The following is a 25,041-nucleotide window of genomic DNA, read 5'->3' on the forward strand; positions in this document are numbered from 1 at the left end:
CCACTCGTGAATACAAACGCACGAGCGCAAGCGATTGGTTCCCAAAACCCTATCGCGACAAACGTTCGAGCAAACTCGACACCGCCGAGCGGACGCTGCCGAGACGAATTTCCCACCGATCACCGTCCAGGTCCAGGGCTGTGACCTCGGTTCCGTCGGGTCCGGCCACAGCGAGGAAGACGGTTCCCGGGCCGAGCCCGTCCTGCGGGTCCGGGCCGGCCACCCCGGTCAGTCCGACGCCCCAGTCTGCGCCGCATCGCGCGCGTGCGCCGTCCGCGAGCTGCGCCGCGGTGGTCGGTGCCACCGGACCGTCACGATTGAGGACGTCGGCGTCGACACCGGCGAGCGCGCCCTTGAGCTCGGTCGCGTACACGATCAGCCCGCCCCGGAGCACATTGCTCGCCCCCGGCACACCGGCCAGGGTCGCCGCGAGCAGGCCCGCGGTCAGCGACTCCGCCGTCGCGATGGTCTGCCCGCGGCGGGTCAGCGCCTCCACCAGTTCGCGGGCGGGCACCGCACCCGTCAGCGGGTCGGTCATGCGCGCCCGGCGCCGGCGCGAAGTCGCACCGCCTGGACCACGTAGTCGAGGCCGGTCGCGACCGTGAGCACCACTGCAAGGCCCATCAGCGCCGCGCTGAACGGCGCGAAGCCGTCCGGCAGAGGAACGAGATAGAAGCCGATCGCCGCTGCTTGGACCAGCGTCTTCAGTTTCCCGCCGCGCCCGGCGGGGATCACGCCGTGGCGCAGGACCGCGAAGCGCATCAGCGTGATCCCGAGTTCGCGTGCCGCGATGATGCCCGTCACCCACCACGAGAGGTCCCCGAGCATCGACAGTCCGACGAGCGCGGCGCCGATCAGAGCCTTGTCGGCGATCGGGTCGGCCATCTTGCCGAAATCGGTGACCAGACCGTGCTTGCGGGCCAACTGCCCGTCGATCCGATCCGTGATGGCGGCCACCGCGAAGATCGATGCCGCCGCGATTCGCCAACCCGTGGAATGACCACCGTCGGCGAACAGCGCGGCAAGGAACACCGGCACCAGGACGATACGCAGCACCGTCAGGATATTGGCGATGTTGACCAGGGGAACCGGGGCGTGCGGGGCGACGCCGTCGGCGGGCAACGCGTCCGGGGCGGCGGCAACGTCTCGACGCGGCGAGCTCTTCGGCGCACTCACGGCCGCGCCGATCCGACGGTCAGCCCAGGCACACCCGAGACGAACGGGACGTGGTGTGGGGCGATGGATCGGGGCGGCACACTGCTCACAATATCTGTTGCGGCTACCACTACTGTGCACCACATGACATCTGGGACTCCGACGGCTGGAACGAACGAGGCTGAAGAGATGCTGGTGCGCCGCGCGCGCACCTCGGACGTACCGGAGATCAAGAGGCTGATCGACATCTACGCAGGAAAGATCCTGCTCGAGAAGAATCTCGTGACGCTGTTCGAGGCGGTTCAGGAGTTCTGGGTCGTCGAGCAGGCCGGCGCGGTCGTCGGGTGCGGTGCGATGCATGTGCTGTGGTCCGACCTGGGCGAGGTCCGGACTGTCGCGGTCGACCCCCAGGTGAAGGGCCGGGGCGCGGGCCATCTGGTGGTCGCGAAGTTGATCGAGGTGGCGCGCGAACTCGAATTGGAGCGGCTGTTCGTGCTGACGTTCGAGGTGAACTTCTTCGCCAAGCACGGGTTCGCCGAGATCGAGGGCACCCCGGTTACCGCGGAGGTGTACGCGGAGATGTGCCGGTCGTACGACACCGGCGTCGCGGAGTTCCTGGACCTGAGCTACGTCAAGCCGAATACGCTGGGTAATACCCGTATGCTGCTGACGCTCTGAGCACTCCGGACCCCGCACTTCCAGATCCCGGGAACGAGGAATCATGCCACTGTTCGCCGTCGAGTACACCTACGCGCACGAGAAGTCCGCGGAGCGCGACGATCACCGCACCGATCACCGGGCGTGGCTGGCCGATCTGGTCCGCCGCGGCATCGTGCACTCGTCGGGCCCGTTCGCGGACGGCAGCGGCGCCCTGATGATGGTCGAGGCGTCGTCCACCGACGAGGTGGAGTCCCTCTTCGACCAGGATCCGTTCGCGAAGGCCGACCTGGTGGAACGACGGGTCGCACGCGAATGGATCCCGGTCTTCGGCGTCTTCGTCAAGTAGTCCGTCGAGCAGTCCGAGACGGTGCCGGCCGGGTCTCCCCGGCCGGCGTTCCGCCTAGTTGTGGACCGGCGTGTCGTCGGACTGGTTGCGGGTCTTGATCAGGCTCGCCACCGCGGTCACCGCGAGCACACCGAGGATGACGCCCAGCGACATCACCGTGGAGATCTCCGGCACCGCCACGTGCTCACCACCGTTGATGAACGGCAGCGTGTTCTCGTGCAGCGCGTGCAGGACCAGCTTGACGCCGATGAACGCGAGGACGATCGAGAGGCCGTACGACAGGTAGACCAGGCGCTCGAGCAGACCGCCGATGAGGAAGAACAGCTGACGTAGACCCATCAGCGCGAACGCGTTGGCAGTGAACACCAGATACGGCTCCTGCGTGAGGCCGTAGATCGCGGGGATCGAGTCGAGCGCGAACAGGACGTCGGTGAAGCCGATGACGACCAGCGCGAGCAGCAGCGGGGTTGCGACACGCTTACCGTCGATCTTGGTGACGAGCTTGTCGCCGTCGTACTCCTCGGTGGTCGGCAGGAACCGCTTCGCGAGGGAGACGACCTTGCTCTCCCGCTCCTGCTCGGACTCGGCCTCGTGACCGGAATCCTTGACGAGTTTGGCCGCGGTGTAGATCAGGAACGCGCCGAACAGGTAGAACACCCAGCTGTAGGTGTTGATCGCCGCTGCACCCACGGCGATGAAGATGCCGCGCATCACGAGCGCCATGACGATGCCGATGAGCAGGACCTTCTGCTGGTACTGCCGCGGCACCGCGAACGTCGACATGATGATCACGAACACGAAGAGGTTGTCCACGGACAACGCCTTCTCGGTGACGTAGCCGGCGAAGTACTCGCCACCGAACGTGGTGCCCCATATCGACATCACGACGAGTCCGAAGATGATCGCGATGCCGATGTAGACCGCGGACCAGAACGCGGATTCGCGGAAACTCGGGGCGTGCGGGGTGCGCACGTGCGCAAAGAAGTCGAAGACGAAGAGTCCGAGGATCACCACGCAGGTGATAACCCAGACGAGCGGGGAGACGTGCATCAGCGATAGCCCTCCGGTAGGTACGTTTCACCACCGGAGGTCTCTCCCGCGAACCCACCGGTCGGGCGACCGGGGCGGATCCGCCGACAGAACCGGACCGGCAACGGTGCCGATCGTGTTGACGAGTCTGTCGCAGGATTGGGGATACTCCCCTCCAAAGTGCTTTCTATTGAACCACACAGGCCCGGCCACGGCCGAACTCGGACATAACGGTCAGTTCCCGTCGTCCGAGGATTCCGGATCGCCGCCGCGGATCGACCACAGCAGCCCCTCCAGTTCGTCGGGCTTGATCAGCACCTCACGCGCCTTCGACCCCTCGCTGGGGCCGACGACACCACGGGTCTCCATCAGGTCCATCAGGCGGCCGGCCTTCGCGAACCCGACGCGCAGCTTGCGCTGCAGCATCGACGTGGAACCGAACTGACTCGACACGACCAACTCCACGGCCTGCAGCAGCACGTCCATGTCGTCGCCGATGTCGGGGTCGACGTCCTTCTTCTCCCCCGCCTTTGCCGCGGTGACACCCTCGGTGTACTCGGGTTCGGCCTGGTTCTTGGCGAAGTCGACGACCGCCGAGATCTCCTCGTCGGTGATGAACGCGCCCTGCATGCGGATCGGCTTGCCCGCTCCCATCGGGAGGAACAGCCCGTCGCCCATGCCGATGAGCTTCTCGGCACCCGGCTGGTCGAGGATGACCCGCGAGTCGGTGAGCGACGACGTCGCGAACGCCAGGCGGGACGGCACGTTCGTCTTGATCAGACCGGTCACGACGTCAACCGACGGCCGCTGCGTCGCGAGGACCAGGTGGATACCGGCGGCGCGCGCCTTCTGCGTGATGCGCACGATCGCCTCCTCCACGTCGCGGGGCGCCGTCATCATGAGGTCGGCGAGCTCGTCGACGATCGCGAGGATGTACGGGTACGGGCGGTAGACCCGCTCGCTGCCCAGCGGCGCCGTGATCTCACCGGACTTGACCTTGGAGTTGAAGTCGTCGATGTGCCGCACCCGGCTGGCCTGCATGTCCTGGTAGCGCTGCTCCATCTCCTCGACCAGCCACGCGAGCGCGGCCGCCGCCTTCTTCGGCTGGGTGATGATCGGGGTGATCAGGTGCGGGATGCCCTCGTACGGCGTCAGCTCCACCATCTTGGGGTCGATGAGGATCATCCGGACCTCGTCCGGGGTGGCTCGGGTGAGCAGCGACACCAGCATCGAGTTGACGAAGCTGGACTTACCGGAGCCGGTGGAGCCCGCCACCAGCAGGTGCGGCATCTTCGCGAGGTTCGCGCTCACGAAGTCGCCCTCGATGTCCTTGCCGAGGCCGATGACGAGCGGGTGATGATCCTTGCGGGTGGCCGGCGCGGTCAGGACGTCGGCCAGGCGCACCATCTCGCGGTCCGAGTTCGGCACCTCGATGCCGACGGCCGACTTGCCGGGGATGGGCGCGAGCAGTCGGACGTTGTCGGTAGCCACCGCGTACGCGATGTTGCGGGCGAGCGCGGTGATCTTCTCGACCTTGACGCCCGGACCGAGTTCCACCTCGTAGCGGGTGACCGTCGGCCCCCGCGTGTAGCCGGTGACCGCGGCATCGATCTTGAACTGCTGGAGGACCTCGGTGATGGCCTCGATCATCGCATCGTTGGCCTTGCTGCCGAGCTTGGGCGGATCGCCTTCGATCAGCAGGGACGTGGGCGGCAGCGCGTAGTCGCCCTCGACGACCCGATCCGGGACGAGGGCCTCCATCTCCTCCTTCGCCGGTTCCGGCTTGGGGGCGGGCGTCACCTTGGCGCGCGGCTTCGGGCGCGGCGCTGCCGCCGGCTCGGGCTCCGGTTCGGGCGCCGGCGGCTCGGGCGTCGGGTCGCCCGGATCCCACAGCCCGAGGACCTCGGTCTCCACGTCGGGGTGGACCTCGTCGGTCGGGTAGTTCTGTTCCGGCGTGGTCGGTCGACGACGCGGGGTCCTGCGCGCCGGGCGCGCAGCTTCCGCGGCGCGGGCAGCATCGGCAGCCTCGGCAGCCTCGTCTACGGGGTACCCGTCAGCATCGAAACGAGACGCATCGTCGTCGTAACCGGCGTCGTAGTCGTCGTGGAAATCCGGGTCGTCGGCGTGGTCGTAGGCGTCGTCGTAGTCGTCGTGGTAGGACGTGCCGAAGTACGCCCGGAACCGTTCCGGAACCTCACGGACGGTGGTGCCGGTGAGCAACAGGACACCGAAGAACATCGCCAGCAGGAGCAGCGGCACGGAGAGCCACGCGGTCACACCACTGGTGAGCGGTCCGGCGACGACGTAGCCGACCACGCCGGCGCCTGCCGACCAACCGTCCGACGCGGTCGGGGAACCCGAAGCGATGTGCCACAGACCCACGGCCGGCAACCCGACGAGAAGCGATCCGAGGATCAGTCGCGGCCGGATGTCCGGTTTGGGTTCGGTCCGCATGAGCACGACCGCGATCGCGACACCGAGGATCGGCAGAATCGCCGCGACCGCGCCGACCACGGCTCGGACGCCGGATTCGATCCACTCCCCCACCGGACCGCCCGCGGAGAACCACATGCCACCAGCGATCACGACGCTGACCGCGATCAGCGCGAGCGCAATGCCGTCACGCCGGTGGCCGTGCTCGATCTCGGTCGCCTTGCTCATCGTGCGCGTCGTCGCTCCGACGCCCTTGGCCACCATCGACCAGCCGGCACCGATGCCGCGACCGACCGAGGACAGAGCGCTGCCACTGCCCGACGACTTCGCCGCGGGCCGACGGGTGCCCGCGCCACCGCGTGGGGCCGCGGTCTTCCGCGGCGCCGACTTGCGAGGCGCGGACTTACGAGGCGCGGACGACTTGCGTGCCGACGACGACGCACCGGTTGCGCGCCCGGAGGCGCGGGTTCCCGTGGACGAGGTTCGAGAGGACGAGGCTCGGGTGGACGACGATGAGCGCGCGCCCGTCCGCGTCGTGGACGCTGTCGAACTCGATCCGCGGGCGCTCGTCTTCCCTGCCATACCGGCCAGGTTAGTCGCTACGGCCCCATCCGGACCATCCGCAACACCCGCCACACCGGTTCACCAGGCGGGAAGATGCGTCACACCACCCGCGGACGCCGGCCGCCGGTCGACTCAGAAACTACGATCCAGCGCCGCGAGAGCGGCGACGTCGCCGGGCGTCCCGTCGAACTCGATGCGGACCTCGTTGCGCCCGAACGCGTGCAGCAGCAGTTCGGCGGGCTCTGCACGCAGGGTGACTGTCGCCGCGCCTGCCGAGCGGACGGTCTCCCTGCCGCCGTCGGGGCGTTCGAGGACCACGCTCACCGGAGACCGGCGGTAACCGACTCGTCCGATCCGGGTCGCGAGCGCCCACAGCTTGTCCCGCAACCCGGACGGCAACGTGCGCGGCTGCCAGTCGGGCTGAGCACGCCGGACGTCTTCGTGGTGGACGAACATCTCCCCGAGATTGGCCTTCTCGTCGACGAGGCGGAACGGAGACCACACCGGCGGCCCGGACCGGACGTCGTCGAGCAGTGTGTTCCAGTCGCGGCCGGCGATGCCGTGCTGGACGCGCTCGGTGTAGCCGGACAGTGGGCCGATCATGATGCCCGGTGCGGCATCGAGTCGGCGTTCGCGCAGCACCAGGTGCGCGGCCAAGTCGCGGGCGGTCCAGTCGCCGCACAGTGTCGGCGCATCCGGTCCGACGGCGCGCATCGTGTCGACCAGGGCGTGGCGTTCGTCACGGGCGTAAGGCACACCACACGGTAACCGCAGATCTGCCGAACCGCCCGAACTCGTCGGCGGGCACCCCTAGCGTGGTAGGTGTCCGATCCCGGTGCGAGAGGAGCGACACATGTCGAAGACCACGATGTCCGAGAACGAACGCGAGCAGTTCCTCGCCGATCTGCATATCGGGGTGATTGCGGCCGAACGCGACGGCCGGGCACCGCTCGCGGTACCGATCTGGTACGACTACTCCCCCGGCGGAGACGTCATGGTGTGGACCGAACGCGGCACCGTCAAGGAGCGCCTGATCCGAGCCAGCGGACGATTCAGTCTGTGCGCGCAGGTCGAGCAGCCGCCGTACCGCTACGTCAGTGTGGAAGGCCCGGCCACCTTCCAGGACACCGTCACCCCCGACGACGTCCGGCCCCTCGTGCAGCGGTACCTGCCGGAGGCGGAGGCGGAGGTGTTCATCGGCGAATCGTTCAACGACAGCGCGGTCCTGATCCGGATGCGCCCGGACCGCTGGTTCAGCGTCGACTACGGCAAGCTCGAGTCGTGACGGGAGTCAGCGCGCAGCGCGCAGCCTTCTGAAGAAGCGACCGAACCGGCGACGCCGGGCGCGTTCGAAGCGCACCTCGGCGCGTCGGATCTCGCCGTAACCGGCCTCGGTGAGCGCGGCCGCCGCGAGGGCGCGCCGTGCCCGGCGCGTCTCCTCGTCGAGCCGCCCGTGGTCGGGCCCGCCGGCGGGGCCGGTTCTCGTCCCGCGTCCCGCCCGCCACCGCGCGAGCACCTCGTCCACGTCGACGCGCCGGATCGGCACCTGCGGGCCGGACGGGTTGCGGAGCCACTCCGCGATCCGTCGGTTGAGTCGGGCGACCTCGGCGCGCACCTCGTGTTCGGTGCGCGCGCCCCGCACCGTGTCGGGCAACCGCTCGATGTCCTTGCGTAGCCGCAACGGCTCCGGCAGCAGGTCGTCCGCCGAAAGGCCTTGCCGTCGAAGGTATCCGCGAACCCAGTCGTCGGCGTCGCCCGACGGAATGGGTTTCCCCGCCCCCGCGAGGTTCTCGAAGTCGCCACGTTCGTATGCGTTCCGAATCTGCGTCTCGACCCAGGATTCGAACGTGGTGCGCGGGGGCTTGCGCTCGGTCACGGTCGCGACAACCTCCTCGTTCGTCGCGTACAGCCGAGCCCGGCCGTCGGGCTACGGCACGCCGATGACGGTGGGCACGATCATCGGACGACGGCGGTACTTGTCCGCCACCCAGCGTCCCACCACCCGGCGCACGGCCTGGGCGATCCGGTGGGTGTCCGTGATGCCCTCGCCCGCGAGTCGCACGAGCTCCGACTCGACCAGCTTGGCGGCTTCCTTGAGGGCCGCGGGATCGTCGGAGAAACCGCGACCGGACACCTCGGGCGTGCTGACCGCGCGGCCCGTCGCCGAGTCCACCGCGAGCGAGATGGAGATGAATCCGCCCTCGCCGAGGATCAGTCGGTCCGACAGCGTCGAGTCACCGACGTCGCCGACCGAGTTGCCGTCGACGTACACGTGACCGACGGGAACTCGTCCGACGATCTCCGCGAGGCCGTCGACCATGTCGACCACCACGCCGTCCTCGGCGAGCACGATGCGCTCCTCCGGGACACCGGTCGCCTTGGCCAGCGCGGCGTTGGCGCGCAGGTGGCGCCACTCGCCGTGCACCGGCATGGCGTTGGTGGGGCGCACCGCGTTGTACAGGTACAGCAGCTCGCCGGCGGACGCGTGACCCGAGACGTGCACCTTGGCGCTCTGCTGCGTCACGACGGTCGCGCCGCGCTTGGCGAGGCCGTTGACGACCGCGAACACCGAGTTCTCGTTGCCGGGGATCAGCGACGACGCGAGCACGACGAGGTCGTTGGCGCGGATGTTGATCTGACGGTGCTCGCCGCGGGCCATCCGCGACAGCGCCGACAGCGGCTCGCCCTGCGAACCCGTGGACACGAGCACGAGCTTGTCGTCGGGCAGGTTCGCGGCGGTGTCGATGTCGACGACCAGGCCGTCCGGCACCGAGAGGTAGCCGAGGTCCTGCGCGATCTGCATGTTGCGGACCATCGAGCGGCCGACGAACGCGACGCGGCGGTTGTACCGCTTGGCGACGTCGACGACCTGCTGGATGCGGTGCACGTGACTCGCGAACGACGCGACGATCACGCGCTGCGTGGCCTTGCCGATGACGTTGTCGAGCACGCCGCCGATTTCGCGTTCGGGCGTGACGAAGCCGGGCACCTCGGCGTTGGTGGAGTCGACGAGGAACAGGTCGACGCCCTCGTCGCCGAGGCGGGAGAAACCGGCCAGGTCGGTGAGGCGGCCGTCGAGCGGCAACTGATCGAGCTTGATGTCACCGGTGTGCAGCACGACACCGGCCGACGTGCGGATCGCGACCGCGATCGCGTCCGGGATCGAGTGGTTGACCGCGAAGTACTCGCACTCGAACGGGCCGTGGGTGGTCCGCTCGCCCTCGGTGACCTCGATGAGGTTGGGGCGCTGCCGGTGCTCGCGGCACTTGGCCGCCACCAGCGCGAGGGTGAACTTGGAGCCGACGATCTTGATGTCGGGGCGCAGGCGCAGCAGGAACGGAATCGCGCCGATGTGGTCCTCGTGACCGTGCGTGAGGACGACGGCCTCGACGTCACCCATCCGATCCTCGATGTACCGGAAGTCCGGGAGGATCAGGTCGACGCCGGGCTGCTGGTCCTCGGGGAACAGCACGCCGCAATCCACGATCAGCAGCTTGCCCTGGTGCTCGAAGACGGTCATGTTGCGACCGATCTCGCCGATGCCACCGAGGGCGACGACCCGCAGGCCGTTCTTCGGCGCCTTCGGCGGGAGGCCGAGCCGATCGGTCGGGTCGGCCGCCACGGGCGCGGGGGCCTTCGACCGCTGAGCCTTCTTGGCCGGCGACTTCCGGGCGGCAGCCTTCTTCGGAGCTGGCTGCTCGGGGGCGGACCGCTTCGGGGCGGCCTCGCTCCCGGACTTCACCGACTGCGCGGGCTTCTCGGCCGCGGAAGCCGGGGCGGTCTGTTCGGCCGCCGGGGTCGGCGGGCCGGCCTGACGGGAGGCGCTACGACGACGTGTGGGACGGGTCATGCGAGCACCCCCGCAGCGTGCAGGTCGGCAGCCAGGATGTCGATCTGCTCGGTGGTGGGCGCGACCTGGGGCAGGCGCGGCTCGCCGACGTCGATACCCATCAGTCGCAGGCCCGCCTTCGACGCGCTCACGCCGCCGAGACGCGCGACGGAACGGTTCACCGGGACGAGGCTCAGATTGATCTCCTGGGCCTTGGCGATGTCGCCCTCCCCGAACGCGGTGTGCAGCGCGCGCAGGCGCTCGGGCACCAGGTGGCCGATGACGCTCACGAATCCGACGGCGCCGACGGACAGCCACGGCAGGTTGAGCGGGTCGTCACCCGAGAAGAAGTCGAGGTCGGTGGTGCCGATCAGTTCGGCGCCGGCGTTGAGATCACCCTTGGCGTCCTTCACCGCGAGGATGCGCGGATGGTCGGCGAGACGGCGAATCGTCTCCGTCTCGATCGGCACCACGGAGCGGGGTGGAATGTCGTAGAGCATCACCGGCAGATCCGTGGCATCGGCGACGGCCGTGAAGTGGGCGTACAGGCCGGCCTGCGGCGGGCGCGAGTAGTACGGCGTGACGACGAGCAGTCCGTGTGCGCCCGCGCGGGCGGCGTCACGAGCCAGTTCGACGCTGTGCGCGGTGTCGTTGCTGCCGGCACCGGCGACGATCTTGGCGCGGTCGCCGACGGCGTCGATGACGGCCCGCAGCAGCTCGAGCTTCTCGTCCTCGGTGGTGGTGGGCGATTCGCCGGTGGTTCCGGCCAGTACCAGTCCGTCGCAGCCGTTGTCGACAAGGTGGGTGGCCAGCCGTACGCCGGCGTCCACGTCCAGCTTGCCGTCCTTGGTGAACGGGGTCACCATCGCCGTGAGGACGGTGCCGAACGGACGCTCGACGGAAGCAGCTGAATCACCGTAGGTCATGGTCAGAAGGCTACCCGGTCTGCGTTACAGACTTGAACACCACGGCACCCTCGAGGGGTGAGTCCGTCAGCCGACCGTACCGAACTCGCTCGTCGCGACCTCCGAACCGTCGGGCAGCGTGACGATTTCGAAGTCTCCGAACACATTCGGCGCGGCGCTCCGGAGCTGACGCAGACACTCGACGGCGACTCGGCGGATCTCGACATCGGCGTGTTCGGTGGCCCGCATCTCGACGAAATGTCGCCACGCCCGGTAGTTCCCGGTGACCACGACGCGCGTCTCGGTGGCGTTGGGCAACACCGACCGCGCTGCCTGACGCGCCTGCTTGCCGCGTACCGGCGCATTGGGCACATCGGCGAGCTTCTCCTCGAGCGCCGCCAGCAGTTCCGTGTACGCCTCACGGCTGGCCTCGGTCGCCTTCGCGAACAACGCCTCGAGCCGCTCGTCACCGGCGATGGCGGGCGGGACGACCACGTTGGCGTCGTTCTCCCGCACGAATCGCTGCGACAGTTGCGAGTAGGAGAAGTGCCGGTGCCGGATCAACTCGTGCGTGCAGGACCGGGAGATCCCGGTGATGTAGAAGCTGACGCTGCCGTGTTCGAGGACCGACAGGTGGCCCACCTCGAGCAGGTGCCGCAAATACCCGGCGTTGGTGGCGGTGCGGGGGTTGGGCTTGGACCAACTCTGGTAGCAGGCTCGCCCGGCGAACTCGGCGAGGGCCTCGCCGCCGTCGGCGTCGGTCTCCCAGGGGATGTCGTCGGGCGGGAGGAAGTCCGTCTTCGCAATGAGCTGCACCTTCAAGGACACCGCTTGCCGCACCGCACACCCTTCCTCGGTCCTGACCCCACCGGGAACCACAGAACCGCACCCTAGCCCCCGCCGCGTCGGCGGGTCGAGTGAGTCTGCTCAAACGCCACCCCGCAGGTGCCTGGACGGTGTATCAACTGGGTGTGCACCGTGTCAGCCGCGGTCGCGGCTCGGCATCCGATCTCGAGAAGGAGCGTCCTGTGGTCCATGCCCCAACCCGCGTCCGCGTGATTCGCGCGGCAGCCGCTCTCACCGCCGGTGCTGCACTGTTCGTCGGCGGACCGGTCGGCGCCGCGCTGGCCGCACCGACGACGGTCGCCGCGGCCGACATCGACCACTCGCTCCACCTCGAAGGCGCGCCGAACGCGCGCGACGTGGGCGGGTACACCACCGTCGACGGCAGGACCGTCCGGACCGGCATGGTGTTCCGCACGGACGCGCTCGACAAACTGACCCCGGCGGACCTCGCCGCGCTCGAAGGCCTGGACGTCAAGGTGGTCGACGACCTGCGCACGGTGTACGAGCGGATTCTGCAGCCCGACCGGTTACCCGCCGGCGCGACGGCGAACTGGTACGACGTGCTCGGCCAGGCGCCGATCGAGACGATGGTCGACCTCCGGTCGGCGTACGTCGCATTCATCGACGCCCCCGGCGCCGACGAGGCGTTCGCGGCCGTGCTGCGCGACATCCGCGACACCGACGGCGCCGTGCTGTACCACTGCAGCGCCGGCAAGGACCGGACCGGCTGGACCACCGCGGTGCTGCTGACGATCCTCGGCGTGGACCGGGCAACCGTGAACGCGGACTACATGCTGACGAACCAGTACGTCGACGACAGCGGCTCGAGCATCACCGCCTCGCTCGGCGGCGGCGGAGTGAAGCAGGAGTGGCTCGACACCGCGTTCGCCACCGCCGAGCAGAGGTACGGCAGCTTCGACAACTACGTGCGCCAGGGTCTCGGCCTGACCGACAACGACATTGCGGCGTTGAAGGCCAAACTCCTCGTCTGACATCACCAACCGTCAGTGTGACGCCATTTCGACGATTGACTGACGTCAACAATGGCGTCACACTGACTTCATGGATCTCACCGAGTACACAGCCCGATTGCGTGACGACCTCGCCGCGGCGGCGACCCTCGGAGACGAGGACACCCAGCGGATCGCCCAGGCCCTTGCAGGCGCGGTGGAGCGCTCGGCACAGCTGATGCTGGTGTCGGCGCTGTCCGATCTCGCCCGCGAGGCTTCCGACGAGCTCGGCGACCGCACCCTCCACGTTCGTTTCGACGGGACGGACGTCGCGGTCGCGGCGACCCGGCGCCGCCCCGAACCGGGCGACACACCGCCGAGCGACGCCTCCGACACCTACCGCACCATCGAGGACGTCACGGGCGACATCAGCCGCGTGACACTGCGATTGGTCGACCAGATCAAGTCGCGGGCCGAGGAAGCCGCCCTGCAGGACGGGATGTCGCTCAATTCGTGGGTCTCCCAGGCGGTTCAGGGCGCCCTCCGGGATCAGATGCGCCGCAGTCGCCCCGACGACGCCTGAGTCGTTTCCCCTCCACGCGCGCCGACCTGCGGCGATCCCGGCCCCGAGAATGGTCTAATTGCGTCTCATCGTTCACGGGGTAGAGGGAGTGCAGAGCATGGCTGTTTCCGGGGCCAAGGAGTTCGAGGTCAAGGCCGCACCGGCCGACGTCATGGCGGCGATCGCGGCCGTGGACCGGCTTCCCGAATGGTCGTCCGCTCACAAGAAGGTCATCGTCGAGAGCACCCATCCGGACGGCCGCGCGCACCGTGTGCGGATGACCGTGTCGATCATGGGCATCAACGACGAACAGGTCGTCGACTACTCGTGGGACGGCGACACCGGAATGTCCTGGACGCTGGTCGAGAGCACTCAGCAGAACAGCCAGGACGGCGCGTACACCCTCACCCCCAAGGGCGACGGCACGCTGGTGAAGTTCGAGCTCACCGTCGACCCGAAGATCCCGCTGCCGGGCTTCATGCTGAAGAAGGCACGGAACATGGCACTCGACACCGCCAGCAAGGGCCTCACCAAGTTCGTCGACGGCAAGTAGGCCGGGCACCGACGTGGGTCCCCTCGTCCGGGTCGCGGCAGCGGCGACGGCACTGATCGTGATCGCGGTGACCGCCGGCTGCGGCAGCACGGTCCGCGGTACCGCGGTCGCCGAGCCGTTCGCGCCGACCACCGACAACCCCGACCCCTCACTGGGGATCGAGGGGATCACGGTCATCGAGTACCCGGTGGGTCTCCACGTCCGGCCGCAGCAGCGTGTCGCGTACGACCGGACTCCCCCGTTCGGCGGACCGCACGACGCGGTGTGGGCGGACTGCAACGGAACCGTCTACGACGCACCGATCCGCAGCGAAAACGCGGTCCACTCACTCGAGCACGGCGCGGTGTGGATCACGTACGACCCGAAACTCGTCACCGGCACGGACCTCGACCGGCTCGTCGGTCGCGTCGAGGGGCAGCCGTATCTCATGATGTCGCCGTACCCGGACCTGTCGGTCCCGATCTCGCTGCAGTCGTGGGGCCACCAACTGGTGGCCGACGGCCCGTCGGACTCGCGGATCGATCACTTCGTCGAGGCACTTCGCTTGAACCGCAACACGTTTCCGGAACCGGGCGCGACGTGCTCAACCCTGCCGGACGTGTTCGACGTCGACAACCCTCCGCCGTTCCAGGCCGGGCCGCCGGATCGGTCGTCGCCCGACACGATTCCGATGAACTGAGGCGGTCAGAGGTCCCCGGCGACGGTGACCGCGACGGTCGCGCCCAGCTCGTAGCAGCGCTCGCGGACGTGCGCGTCGATCGGCCCCGTGATCTCCAGGATCTGCGCGGCCTGCGTCAGTTCCAGCCCGGTGACGATCTTCTGCACCGACTTCACCGCGCCGGCGGTGTCGTTGTTGCCGTGCACCCACAGCCCGTACGGACGCCCGGCCACGGCATCGAGGCACGGGTAGTAGACGGTGTCGAAGAAGTGCTTGAGTGCCCCGGACATGTAACCGAAGTTCGCGGACGTCCCGAACACGTAGCCGTCGGCGCCGAGGACGTCGACGGCGGTCGCGTGCAGCGCCGGCACCGAGCGCACCGTGACGCCGGTGATCTCGGGGTCGCGAGCACCGGCGAGCACCGCCTCGAGCAACTCGCGCGTCGCCGGGGAAGACGTGTGGTGCACCACCAGTAGGGTCTTCTCCGCCTGCCCCGGCGACGCGTCAGCCATCGCGGTCAGCCTTCGCGCTCGAGCTTCTCGAGCGACACGGCGCGTCGCATCGTGTCGCGCGCGCGGCCGCGGTCGCCGGCGTAGTCGTAGGCCCGCGCGAGGCGGTACGAGTTGCGCCAGTTGTCGGGATCGGCTTCCCACTCCTGCTTGACCTGTGCGAACAACGCGTCGGCGGCGTCACGTTCGATCCGGCCGGACGGGCGGCGCGGCAGATCGTCGACGTCGAGCTCGAGGCCCTCGTCGTGCATCCGACGGGCCAGGTGCTGGTGTGCGAGCCCGGACCGGATGGTCGCGACGACCATCCACACGCCGAGCAGTGGCAGGACGAGCACGGCGATGCCGAGGACGACCGGGACGGCACGACCGTCCTGGATCAGCGCGATGCCACGCTGCCCGAGCAGCACGAAGTAGAACGCGAGGGCGACGACGATCGCCGCGATCGCGGCGACCACACGGGTGGACTGGTTCTTCACAGGTCGAGCAGGGGGTCGATACCGACGGTGAGGCCGGGACGCTGCCCGATCTCGCGGACGCCGAGCAGCACGCCGGGGGCGAACGAGTTCCGGTCGATCGAGTCGTGCCGGATCGTCAGGGTCTCGCCCTGCGTGCCGAGCAGCACCTCCTGGTGCGCGACCAGACCGGCCAGGCGTACCGAGTGGACGCGCACGCCGTTCACGTCGGCACCGCGGGCACCCTCGAGTTCGGTGGTGGTGGCGTCGGGGCTGGGTCCGCGACCGGCCTTCTCCCGCGCCTCGGCGATGAGTGCGGCGGTGCGGTACGCGGTGCCCGACGGCGCGTCGGCCTTGTTCGGGTGGTGCAGCTCGATGACCTCGACCGAGTCGAAGAAGCGTGCCGCGGCGGCCGCGAACCGCATCGACAGCACCGCGCCGATCGCGAAGTTCGGGGCGATCAGCACACCGACGCCCGGCTTCTCGGCCAGCCATGACCGCACCTGCGCGAGGCGGGCGTCGTCGAACCCGGTGGTGCCGACCACGGCGTGAATGCCGTTGGCGATCAGGAACTGCAGGTTGTCCATGACGACGTCGGGGTGGGTGAAGTCGATGACGACCTGTGCGCGCTCGTCGACGAGCTGCTCGATCCGCTCCCCCTGATCGACACCGGCCACCAGTTCGAGGTCGTCGGCCTGCTCGACGGCCTCGCACATCGCGCGGCCCACCTTGCCCTTCGCACCGAGAACACCGACCCTGATGGGTGCTGCTGAAGTCACTTCCACGCTCCGTCCGATCCCGTCGATTCCTTGGGGGAAAGCCTACGGTGCGTCGACCGGTGCCGGACAGCGGGACGGGAACAGTCACCGGCGAACAGCGGTGATGAACTGGCTGGACCGCATGGGGTCCTGATCGGGATTCTCCAGGGTCCGGCCCCACTGCTCCGCGACGTCGGCCGATCGGATCACCTCGACGTCCCACCCGTGCCCCGAAAGCCACTCGGCGGGGCCGAAGTCCGGCTCGTCCGGCCACAGCGCCTCCATGTCGATCCCGAAACGCTTGTTCATGTCGTGGAACTGCGGTTCCTGCAGCATGCCCCGGACGTCGTCGACGTGCTCGATACAGATCCGGCTACCCGGCGTCGACAACTCGGTGACCGATCCGAGCAACTGCTCCTTCGCCAAATTCGGCAGGAACGGCATCAGTCCCTCCGCGAGCCACGCCGACGGGCGGGTGCGATCGAAACCCTTGTCCCGCAAGGGAACCACCCATGGCTCCCGAAGATCGACCGCGACGACCCGCCGATCGGACCGCGGTGTCGCGCCCTGCTCGGTCAGAACCTCACCCTTGAACGAGAGCACCTTCGGCGCGTCCAACTCGTAGACAACTGTCCCCGGCCGCCAGTCGAGGCGGTAGGCCCGCACGTCGAGACCGGCCGCCAGCAGCACCACCTGGTCGATTCCGGCCTCACCGGCGGCGGCGAAGTACTCGTCGAAGTACCGCGATCGCACACCCATGTAGTTCGCCATCGATTCCCACGGGATCCCGAGGTCCTCGGCCGCATCCAGTCGCGTCGGCATCGGCACCGGGGGCACTGCCGCCTCCACGAACGCCTCCGCATACGGGTCCGAGACCAGACCGCCCTCGCGGTGCGTCTCCATCGCGCGTCCCGCCGCGACACCGAGCGCCGTGATCCCCACGCCGGTGACGATGTCCCATTCCGCCAGTTCGTTCATATTCCGTCAGCCCCGTCCATCGCCGTCGACCTCGGCATCGAGGGCGAGGGGGGCCTCCCGCCCGAATCGTCGCAAGCCTGCCGCATCCGGCCCCACGGCACCTCATCGCGGCCGCGAACAATCGGGAAGAACGGTTGCCGCGCAACACCTTCCGGCACCGCCCATGCCGCCGGCCGTCGACGGCAGGATGAATCCGACCGCCCGGACCGACTCGATCTCCACAGGCAGGTGCCCCGGGCCCACCACCACGAATGCGGTCGCCATCCCGGCGAGTACAACCATTCCCGACCACCGCCGACATCGTTCCCCCGTGCCGCCATGCTACGCGCCGGACCGGGCGCCGAACCCGACGATCTGCCTCACTCGAACATGATCACCTGACGCAACGCCGTGCCGTCGGCCAGCGCATCCATGCCCGCGTTGATGTCGTCGAGGGCGATCCGCGACGAGATGAGCCTCTCCACCGGGAGACGACCCCGACGCCACAGATCGGCGTAGACGGGGATATCGCGGGCCGGCACGGCCGAACCGAGGTAGCTGCCGACGATCGTGCGTGCCCCCGCCACGAGGGACAGCGGCGAGATCGACGCCCGCGCGTCCGGCGCCGGCAGACCCACGGTCACCGTCGTGCCGCCGGGCGCCGTCGCCGACACTGCGGCCTCGAAGGCCCGCGCGTTGCCGGCAGCCTCGACGACGACGTCCGCAACCACCCCCTGCTCCGCCAGCTCTCGCGGGGTGAGCACCCGGGTTGCACCGAGTTCGACTGCGGTAGAGAGCTTCTCCGCGACCGCATCGACCCCGATGACCTCGCCGACGCCGGAGGCGACGGCCGTGAGGATCGCGGCCATGCCGACGCCCCCGAGGCCGACCACCAGGACGGACTCTCCTTCGCGCGGACGTCCCGCGTTGAGCACCGCGCCGCCACCGGTGAGCACCGCGCAGCCCAGGACGGCGGCGATCTCCGGCGGGACGTCGTCGTCGACGGGCACCACCGAGTGGCGATTCACCACCGCATGGGTGGCGAACCCGGATACGCCGAGGTGATGGTGCACGATCGAGCCGCCGCGATGCAGGCGGCGTTCACCACCGAGCAGCGTGCCCGCGTTGTTCGCCGCACCGCCCACCGTGCACGGCATCCGGCCGTCGGTCGCACATCCGGCGCACTCGCCGCACCGCGGCAGGAAGGTCATGACGACCCGCTGTCCTTCGACCAGGTCGTCGACGCCCCGGCCCAGTGCCTCGACCCGACCGGCCGCCTCGTGACCGAGCAGCATCGGCACGGGCCGCACGCGACTGCCGTCGACGACGGACAGGTCGGAATGGCACAGTCCCGCGGCCTCGATGCGGACCAGGACCTCGCCCGGTCCGGGCGGATCCAGGTCGAGATCGGTGACCACGATGGGGGCCGATACGGCATACGGCCGCGGCCGCCCGATCTCCTCGAGCACCGCTCCACGAATCCGCATGCCGCTCCCCTTCCCCGGCGGTCACCGGGATGTCAGACCACTACTGGACGATCCCCCGAACCGATGCGGGCAGGTCCCGCTTGCGCCGGTACGGCCCCACCACCGCGGCCGCGAACGGCCGCTGGAGCAGGACCCGGGCGACGTCGCGCACCTCGTCGGTGGTGACCTCGTCGATGCGCGCGAGGGTCTCCGACACCGACTGGTGGTTGCCGTAGTTCAGTTCGCTGCGGCCGATCCGGGTCATCCGAGAACCCGAATCCTCCAGCCCCAGCACCAGCGAGCCCCGCAGCGAGCCCTTCGCGCGGGCGCACTCGGCGTCGGTGATGCCGTCGGACGCGACGTTCGCGAGCACCTCGCGGATCAGGGTCGCCACCTCGCCGAGGTTCTCCGGCTGGCAGCCGGCGTACACCGAGAAGGCGCCGGTGTCGGCGAAGGTGTCCACCCCCGAGTACACCGAGTAGGCGAGCCCGCGTTCCTCCCGGATCTCTTGGAACAGGCGAGAACTCAGACCTCCGCCCACCGCGGCGTTGAGCACCGACAAGGGCCAGCGATGACCCTCGTGGCGACCGAACGCCCGCACGCCCAGCGCCAGGTGTGCCTGCTCGCTGTCGCGTTTCGTCAGGCTCAGCGTCGGCGCGGTCCGCAGCCGGATCGCACCCTCGCGCCGTGGTGCGGGTGATGCGGACCGGTCCAGGTGCCCCGCGAAGGCCCGGCGCACCAATTCCACGACATGCTCGTGTTCGACGTTGCCCGCGACCGCGACCACCATGCGATCCGGCGTGTAGCGGCGGACGTGGAACGAATGCAGCTGGGTGCGGGTCATCGACTCGATCGACTCGATGCTGCCGATCACCGGCCGGCCCACGGGGTGGTCACCGAACAGCGCGGTCAGGAACGCGTCACCGAGAAGATCCTCCGGGTCGTCGTCGCGCATCGAGATCTCCTCGAGCACCACTTGACGCTCGACGTCGACGTCGACCGACCGGCACCGTCCGCGCAGCACGACGTCGCTCACGAGATCCACCGCGAGCGGCAGGTCGTCGTCGAGGACGTGCGCGTAGAAGCAGGTGTGCTCCTTGGACGTGAACGCATTGAGTTCGCCGCCGACCCCGTCCATCATCTGAGCGATGTCGAGCGCCGAGCGGGTGGGGGTGGACTTGAACAGCAGGTGTTCGAGGAAGTGCGCGGCGCCGGCCACGGTGGGCTGCTCGTCGCGTGATCCGACGCCGACCCAGACGCCGATGGACGCCGAACGCACACCCGGGACGTGTTCGGTGACCACCCGGAGGCCACCGGGAAGCTCCGTGCGCTGCACGCCGGTGCGGGGATGCGGATCGAGAGCGGAGCCGGGTCGGGCCTTCAGGGGCTTCGCGCGAAGGGATTGAGCCATGTGGCGGTTCGTGTTTCCTTAAGTCCGGACGATGTCCCGAAAACCTCGGAAGGTGCGGTGAACGTCGATCCACGATACACCCGGGTAAAGGTCCGGCCCCGCACGGACGAACCGTGCGGGGCCGGACCCGGTACTGCTGTGGCCGACCTACTCGGCGGCGGCGTCACCCTCGGCGGAATCAGCAGGCGCGCCCGCTGCATCGTCTTCGACGGGGATCAGCGAGATCTTGCCGCGGTTGTCGATGTCGGCGATCTCGACGCGGAGCTTGGAGCCCACGTTGACGACGTCCTCGACCTTGGCGATCCGCTTGCCGTTGCCCAGCTTGGAGATGTGCACCAGTCCGTCGCGGCCCGGGAGCAGCGAGACGAACGCACCGAAGGCGGTGGTCTTGACGACCGTGCCGAGGAAACGCTCGCCCACCTTGGGCAGCTGCGGGTTGGCGATGGCGTTGATCTTGTCGATCGCAGCCTGCGCAGACGGGCCGTCCGCGGCACCGACGTACACCGTGCCGTCATCCTCGATCGAGATGTTGGCGCCGGTCTCCTCGGTGATCGAGTTGATCATCTTGCCCTTGGGGCCGATGACCTCACCGATCTTGTCCACGGGGACCTTGATGGTCGTGATGCGCGGCGCGAACGGGCTCATCTCGTCCGGGGTGTCGATGGCCTCGGCCATGACCTCGAGGATCGTGGTGCGGGCGTCGTGCGCCTGCGACAGCGCGCCGGCCAGCACCTTCGAGGGGATGCCGTCGAGCTTCGTGTCGAGCTGCAGGGCGGTGACGAAGTTCTTCGTGCCCGCGACCTTGAAGTCCATGTCGCCGAAGGCATCCTCGGCGCCGAGGATGTCGGTGAGCGCGACGTAGCGGGTCTCGCCGTCGACCTCGTCGGAGACCAGGCCCATCGCGATGCCGGCGACCGGAGCCTTCAGCGGCACACCGGCGTTGAGCAGCGACAGCGTCGAGGCGCAGACCGAGCCCATCGAGGTGGAACCGTTGGAGCTCAGTGCCTCCGAGACCTGACGGATGGCGTACGGGAACTCTTCCTGGCTGGGCAGCACCGGCATGAGCGCGCGCTCGGCGAGGGCGCCGTGCCCGATCTCGCGACGCTTCGGCGAGCCCACGCGACCCGTCTCACCGGTGGAGTACGGCGGGAAGTTGTAGTGGTGCATGTAGCGCTTGCTGGTCTCGGGGCCCAGCGAGTCGATCTGCTGCGCCATCTTGACCATGTCCAGGGTGGTGACGCCCATGATCTGGGTCTCGCCACGCTCGAACAGCGCGGAACCGTGCGCACGCGGGATCACGGCGACCTCGGCGGACAGCGACCGGATGTCGGTGATGCCACGGCCGTCGATGCGGAACTGGTCGCGCAGGATGCGCTGGCGCACAAGCTTCTTGGTCAGCGAGCGGAACGCAGCGCCGATCTCCTTCTCGCGGCCCTCGAACTGCGGAGCGACCTGCTCGAGCACGTCGACCTTGACCTCGTCGGTCTTGTCGTCGCGCTCCTGCTTGCCGGCGATGGACAGCGCGGCCGTGAGCTTCTCGGTCGCGGCGGCCTCGACGGCGGCGAAGACGTCGTCCTGGTACGCCGGGAACAGCGGGAACTCACCGGTCGGCTTGGCAGCCTTCTCGGCCAGCTGCTGCTGGGCCTGGCACAGGCGAGCGATGAACGGCTTGGCGGCCTCGAGGCCCTCGGCCACGATCGCCTCGGTGGGCGCCTGCGCGCCGCCGTCGATGAGCTCGATGACGTTCTCGGTGGCCTCGGCCTCGACCATCATGATCGCGACGTCGGCGTCGTCACCGGAGCCGGAGACGACGCGGCCCGCGACGACCATGTCGAACACCGCGGTCTCGAGCTGCTCGACCGTCGGGAACGCGACCCACTGGCCCTTCTTGTTGTCCTCGGACGTGATGAGCGCGACACGCACGCCACCGACGGGACCGGAGAACGGCAGACCGGCGATCTGAGTGGACGCGGAAGCGGCGTTGATCGCGACGACGTCGTACAGATCCTTGGGATCGAGGCTCAGGACCGTCACGACGACCTGGATCTCGTTGCGCAGGCCGTCGACGAACGACGGGCGCAGCGGCCGGTCGATCAGACGGCAGGTCAGGATCGCGTCGGTGGAGGGACGGCCCTCACGACGGAAGAACGAGCCGGGGATGCGGCCCGCGGCGTACATGCGCTCCTCGACGTCCACCGTCAGGGGGAAGAAGTCGAAGTGCTCCTTGGGCTGCTTGCTGGCCGAGGTGGCCGACAGCAGCATGGTCTCGTCGTCGAGGTAGGCGACGACGGCGCCGGCGGCCTGCTGAGCAAGGCGACCGGTCTCGAAACGAATGGTGCGGGTGCCGTAGCTCCCGTTGTCGATGACGGCGGAGGACTCGAACACGCCCTCTTCGACCTCGATTGCGGAATTTGCGGAATTCGCGGAATTCTCTGTCATTTCTTTTCTTCTCTTCCCTCTCGTCTTTTGCCGTATCCGCATGGGCGCCGCGACCCTCCTGGTCGCGGCTGCGCACCCCTCACAGTGCGGAGGCGGCCATCGATCGAAGCCTGCCGGATTGCATCCGGAGGGCCACTACCGAAGACCGACGCCACGGCTGCAGGCGCGGGCGGCGGGGGTGGTGCAAACACCGATAGCCAACGAGGCTCAGTCTAAGCATCGACTATGCAAGCCTCGCTGGCTATCGGTGAGGTCGGCGAGCCAACTCGCCGTGTGACCGTCTTATCGGCGCAGGCCGAGACGCTCGATGAGCGAACGGTAGCGGGCGATGTCGACCTTCTGGACGTACTTGAGCAGACGACGACGGCGTCCGACCAGCAGCAGCAGGCCGCGGCGGGAGTGGTGGTCGTGCTTGTGCATCTTCAGGTGCTCGGTGAGATCGACGATGCGCTTGGTGAGCATGGCCACCTGCGCCTCCGGCGAACCGGTGTCGGTCTCGTGCAGTCCGTACTCGCCGAGGATCTGCTTCTTCTGCTCGGTGGTCAATGCCACTTGGTGCACTCCTGTAACTGACGTCCGCGTGAATGGAAATCGGAGATTCCGGCTCGCACCGGACCCCCGACGGGTGCGGCCGCCGCGAACCGCAGCACACACCAGCGGGAAATCCTACCAGGTACGGCGCCTCGGTCAGTGCTCGGCAGCCTCGGTGAGGATCTTGCGGGCCTTCTCGGCGTCGCGGCCCATCTCCTCGATCAGCGCGTCCACCGAGTCGAACTTCTCCATGCCTCGAACGCGCTCGACGAAGTCGACCGCGACGTGCTGGCCGTACAGGTCGGCCTCCCGGTCGAGCACGAATGCCTCGACGGTGCGGGTACGGCCGGAGAAGGTCGGGTTGGTACCCACCGAGACAGCCGCCTGGTAGCGCTGTCCCGGCTCCACCGTGCCCTCGACCGGGCCGGCGCCCAGGACGGTGAACCACGCCGCGTACACGCCGTCCGCGGGAATCGCCGAGTACATCGGCGGTGCGATGTTCGCGGTCGGGAAGCCGAGCCCACGCCCACGACCGTCGCCGTGCACGACGACGCCTTCGACGCGGTGCGGGCGTCCGAGCGCCTCCGTGGCCGCCGCGACGTCTCCCGCGTCGACGCACGAGCGGATGTAGGTCGAGGAGAAGGTGACGGCGTGCTCGGCGAGCAGGTTCACACCGTCGACGGCGAATCCGAACCGCGCGCCCGTCTCACGGAGCAGGTCGACATTGCCGGCCGCCTTGCGACCGAACGTGAAGTTCTCGCCGACGACGACCTCTGCGACATGCAGACGCTCGACCAGGATCTCGTGGACGTACCGCTCGGGAGAGAGCTTCATGAACTCCGTCGTGAAGGGCATGACGCAGAAGACGTCGATTCCCAACTCCTCGGCCAACTCGGCCCGCCGCGGCAGCGTCGTCAGCTGCGCCGGGTGACTACCCGGGCGCACGACCTCCGCCGGATGCGGATCGAATGTCATGAGGACACTGGGAATTCCACGCTCACGAGCCGCGCCGACCGCGCGGGAAATCAGTTGCGCGTGCCCACGGTGCACGCCGTCGAAAACGCCGATCGTCAGGACACAACGCCCCCAGTCCGCCGGCACATCGTCCAGACCTCGCCATCTCTGCACAGGTGGCAGCCTACGGCCACTGCGGACGCCGGTCACGTTCGGACCGACTCTGCGGTGCGAATCCGCTGATCATGTTGCGCGATCAACGAACCGGTCGGCGACTCCGGTGTCCGCTGTGCGCACGGCAGCGGTGTGTCCGACGGGATGTTGATGTGTGTCCCGGGTGACTGTTGCCTAAGCTCGTAACCGTGGCCACGCAGAAGTCAGACGTAACCCCTCCGAGCGAGGTGACCCGCCCGGAGACCTTGTCGTCGGTGGCGCAGGACTACCTCAAGGTGATCTGGACGGTCCAGGAATGGTCGCGCGAGCGGGTGTCGACCAAGCTGCTGGCCGAGCGGATCGGCGTCTCGGCATCCACCGTCTCGGAGGCCATCCGCAAGCTGTCCGACCAGGGTCTGGTCGACCATGCCCGGTACGGTTCGATCGCGCTGACCGACGCCGGCCGGTCCGCGGCCGTGTCGATGGTGCGCCGGCACCGGCTCATCGAGACGTTCCTCGTCAACGAACTCGGGTACGGCTGGGACGAGGTGCACGACGAGGCGGAGGTTCTCGAGCACGCCGTCTCGGACCGCATGATCGACCGGATGGACGCCAAGCTCGGATTCCCCGAGCGCGATCCGCACGGCGATCCCATTCCGGCCGCCGACGGCTCGGTGCCCACGCCGCCGGCCCGCCAGCTCAGCGACTTCCAGGACGGCGATTCCGGGCGCGTCGCCCGCATCTCCGACGCCGATCCGGCGATGCTGCGCTACTTCGACTCGGTCGGGATCGCACTCGACACCGAGATCGCCGTCGTCGAACGTCGAGACTTCGCCGGCACCGTGTCGATCCGGCTCGACGCGCGGCCGGACACCGTCGACCTCGGCAACCCTGCCGCACAGGCCATCTGGCTGGTCTAGG

General features: G+C 68.7%; 26 protein-coding genes. 8 read left to right on the top strand and 18 right to left on the bottom strand.

What is annotated here, in order from left to right:
* Positions 1–49 precede the first annotated feature (49 nt).
* Together J2X34_RS18770 and pgsA are read right to left on the bottom strand one after the other, a co-directional pair.
* Positions 50–538, bottom strand: a complete 489-nt coding sequence (locus J2X34_RS18770) for a CinA family protein (protein WP_174909721.1) — start codon at positions 536–538, stop codon at positions 50–52.
* Positions 535–1,176, bottom strand: a complete 642-nt coding sequence (gene pgsA, locus J2X34_RS18775) for a CDP-diacylglycerol--glycerol-3-phosphate 3-phosphatidyltransferase (protein WP_114719800.1) — start codon at positions 1,174–1,176, stop codon at positions 535–537. Before pgsA ends, J2X34_RS18770 begins: the two co-directional genes overlap by 4 nt.
* Positions 1,177–1,344: 168 nt before the next feature.
* Between pgsA and J2X34_RS18780 the strand changes: the two genes are divergently transcribed.
* Positions 1,345–1,833 carry an amino-acid N-acetyltransferase gene (locus J2X34_RS18780; RefSeq protein WP_114719798.1) on the top strand — a complete coding sequence of 163 codons (489 nt, stop codon included), beginning with the start codon at positions 1,345–1,347 and terminating at the stop codon, positions 1,831–1,833.
* A gap of 43 nt (positions 1,834–1,876) precedes the next feature.
* Entirely contained in the window at positions 1,877–2,161 is a 285-nt protein-coding gene (locus J2X34_RS18785) for a YciI family protein (protein WP_174909719.1), read from the top strand.
* A gap of 54 nt (positions 2,162–2,215) precedes the next feature.
* Here the strand turns inward: J2X34_RS18785 and J2X34_RS18790 are convergent, their stop codons facing one another.
* From J2X34_RS18790 to J2X34_RS18800, 3 genes are all read right to left on the bottom strand, one after another.
* A complete protein-coding gene (locus J2X34_RS18790) occupies positions 2,216–3,211 on the bottom strand; it encodes a TerC family protein (RefSeq protein WP_174909717.1) in 996 nt (331 codons plus the stop codon).
* A 213-nt stretch (positions 3,212–3,424) separates the two neighbouring features.
* Positions 3,425–6,205, bottom strand: coding sequence for a DNA translocase FtsK (locus J2X34_RS18795; protein ID WP_429519083.1), 2,781 nt, complete (start codon positions 6,203–6,205; stop codon positions 3,425–3,427).
* 114 nt (positions 6,206–6,319) lie between these two features.
* Positions 6,320–6,943 carry a TIGR03085 family metal-binding protein gene (locus tag J2X34_RS18800; RefSeq protein ID WP_114719790.1) on the bottom strand — a complete coding sequence of 208 codons (624 nt, stop codon included), beginning with the start codon at positions 6,941–6,943 and terminating at the stop codon, positions 6,320–6,322.
* 97 nt (positions 6,944–7,040) lie between these two features.
* Here J2X34_RS18800 and J2X34_RS18805 point away from each other — a divergent pair, with 97 nt between their 5' ends.
* Positions 7,041–7,472 carry a pyridoxamine 5'-phosphate oxidase family protein gene (locus tag J2X34_RS18805; protein WP_429519088.1) on the top strand — a complete coding sequence of 144 codons (432 nt, stop codon included), beginning with the start codon at positions 7,041–7,043 and terminating at the stop codon, positions 7,470–7,472.
* A 6-nt stretch (positions 7,473–7,478) separates the two neighbouring features.
* Here J2X34_RS18805 and J2X34_RS18810 read toward each other — a convergent pair whose 3' ends face one another.
* From J2X34_RS18810 to thyX, 4 genes are all read right to left on the bottom strand, one after another.
* Positions 7,479–8,063 carry a DUF1992 domain-containing protein gene (locus J2X34_RS18810; protein WP_429519092.1) on the bottom strand — a complete coding sequence of 195 codons (585 nt, stop codon included), beginning with the start codon at positions 8,061–8,063 and terminating at the stop codon, positions 7,479–7,481.
* Between the two features lie 51 nt (positions 8,064–8,114).
* The gene (locus J2X34_RS18815; RefSeq protein WP_114719784.1) at positions 8,115–10,037 is read right to left on the bottom strand and encodes a ribonuclease J; all 1,923 of its coding nucleotides are present in this window, start codon (positions 10,035–10,037) and stop codon (positions 8,115–8,117) included.
* Positions 10,034–10,942 (bottom strand): 4-hydroxy-tetrahydrodipicolinate synthase, encoded by a 909-nt coding sequence (gene dapA, locus J2X34_RS18820; protein WP_114719782.1) that lies wholly within the window; start codon positions 10,940–10,942, stop codon positions 10,034–10,036. Before dapA ends, J2X34_RS18815 begins: the two co-directional genes overlap by 4 nt.
* 66 nt (positions 10,943–11,008) lie before the next feature.
* Positions 11,009–11,761 (bottom strand): FAD-dependent thymidylate synthase, encoded by a 753-nt coding sequence (thyX, locus tag J2X34_RS18825; protein WP_114719780.1) that lies wholly within the window; start codon positions 11,759–11,761, stop codon positions 11,009–11,011.
* A 188-nt stretch (positions 11,762–11,949) separates the two neighbouring features.
* Between thyX and J2X34_RS18830 the strand changes: the two genes are divergently transcribed.
* From J2X34_RS18830 to J2X34_RS18845, 4 genes are all read left to right on the top strand, one after another.
* Positions 11,950–12,759, top strand: a complete 810-nt coding sequence (locus J2X34_RS18830; protein WP_429519100.1) for a tyrosine-protein phosphatase — start codon at positions 11,950–11,952, stop codon at positions 12,757–12,759.
* A 70-nt stretch (positions 12,760–12,829) separates the two neighbouring features.
* Positions 12,830–13,300, top strand: coding sequence for a hypothetical protein (locus J2X34_RS18835; RefSeq protein ID WP_429519104.1), 471 nt, complete (start codon positions 12,830–12,832; stop codon positions 13,298–13,300).
* Positions 13,301–13,397: 97 nt separating this feature from the next.
* Positions 13,398–13,832 carry an SRPBCC family protein gene (locus J2X34_RS18840; RefSeq protein ID WP_114719774.1) on the top strand — a complete coding sequence of 145 codons (435 nt, stop codon included), beginning with the start codon at positions 13,398–13,400 and terminating at the stop codon, positions 13,830–13,832.
* A gap of 13 nt (positions 13,833–13,845) precedes the next feature.
* Positions 13,846–14,511, top strand: a complete 666-nt coding sequence (locus J2X34_RS18845) for a DUF3105 domain-containing protein (RefSeq protein WP_429519111.1) — start codon at positions 13,846–13,848, stop codon at positions 14,509–14,511.
* A 5-nt stretch (positions 14,512–14,516) separates the two neighbouring features.
* Here the strand turns inward: J2X34_RS18845 and J2X34_RS18850 are convergent, their stop codons facing one another.
* From J2X34_RS18850 to J2X34_RS18890, 9 genes are all read right to left on the bottom strand, one after another.
* Entirely contained in the window at positions 14,517–15,002 is a 486-nt protein-coding gene (locus J2X34_RS18850; RefSeq protein WP_114719770.1) for a flavodoxin family protein, read from the bottom strand.
* 5 nt (positions 15,003–15,007) lie between these two features.
* Positions 15,008–15,475, bottom strand: coding sequence for a hypothetical protein (locus J2X34_RS18855; RefSeq protein WP_114719768.1), 468 nt, complete (start codon positions 15,473–15,475; stop codon positions 15,008–15,010).
* Positions 15,472–16,230: a 4-hydroxy-tetrahydrodipicolinate reductase gene (dapB, locus tag J2X34_RS18860; RefSeq protein WP_429519113.1), complete on the bottom strand. Its 759-nt coding sequence runs from the start codon at positions 16,228–16,230 to the stop codon at positions 15,472–15,474. Before dapB ends, J2X34_RS18855 begins: the two co-directional genes overlap by 4 nt.
* Before the next feature lie 84 nt (positions 16,231–16,314).
* Entirely contained in the window at positions 16,315–17,187 is an 873-nt protein-coding gene (locus J2X34_RS18865; RefSeq protein ID WP_429519118.1) for a class I SAM-dependent methyltransferase, read from the bottom strand.
* A 359-nt stretch (positions 17,188–17,546) separates the two neighbouring features.
* Complete coding sequence (locus tag J2X34_RS18870) at positions 17,547–18,653, bottom strand: alcohol dehydrogenase catalytic domain-containing protein (RefSeq protein ID WP_429519120.1); 1,107 nt, start codon at positions 18,651–18,653, stop codon at positions 17,547–17,549.
* A 40-nt stretch (positions 18,654–18,693) separates the two neighbouring features.
* Positions 18,694–20,043, bottom strand: coding sequence for a M16 family metallopeptidase (locus J2X34_RS18875; protein ID WP_429519123.1), 1,350 nt, complete (start codon positions 20,041–20,043; stop codon positions 18,694–18,696).
* Positions 20,044–20,190: 147 nt separating this feature from the next.
* Complete coding sequence (locus J2X34_RS18880; RefSeq protein WP_114719756.1) at positions 20,191–22,482, bottom strand: polyribonucleotide nucleotidyltransferase; 2,292 nt, start codon at positions 22,480–22,482, stop codon at positions 20,191–20,193.
* 282 nt (positions 22,483–22,764) lie between these two features.
* Positions 22,765–23,034, bottom strand: a complete 270-nt coding sequence (rpsO, locus tag J2X34_RS18885; protein ID WP_031939812.1) for a 30S ribosomal protein S15 — start codon at positions 23,032–23,034, stop codon at positions 22,765–22,767.
* Positions 23,035–23,169: 135 nt separating this feature from the next.
* Positions 23,170–24,141: a bifunctional riboflavin kinase/FAD synthetase gene (locus J2X34_RS18890; RefSeq protein WP_174909699.1), complete on the bottom strand. Its 972-nt coding sequence runs from the start codon at positions 24,139–24,141 to the stop codon at positions 23,170–23,172.
* A 227-nt stretch (positions 24,142–24,368) separates the two neighbouring features.
* Here J2X34_RS18890 and J2X34_RS18895 point away from each other — a divergent pair, with 227 nt between their 5' ends.
* Positions 24,369–25,040: a metal-dependent transcriptional regulator gene (locus tag J2X34_RS18895; RefSeq protein WP_147283479.1), complete on the top strand. Its 672-nt coding sequence runs from the start codon at positions 24,369–24,371 to the stop codon at positions 25,038–25,040.
* The last annotated feature ends 1 nt before the right edge of the window (position 25,041 follow it).

The sequence above is a fragment of the Rhodococcus sp. BE178 genome, from assembly GCF_050433545.1.
GTDB lineage: Bacteria > Actinomycetota > Actinomycetes > Mycobacteriales > Mycobacteriaceae > Prescottella.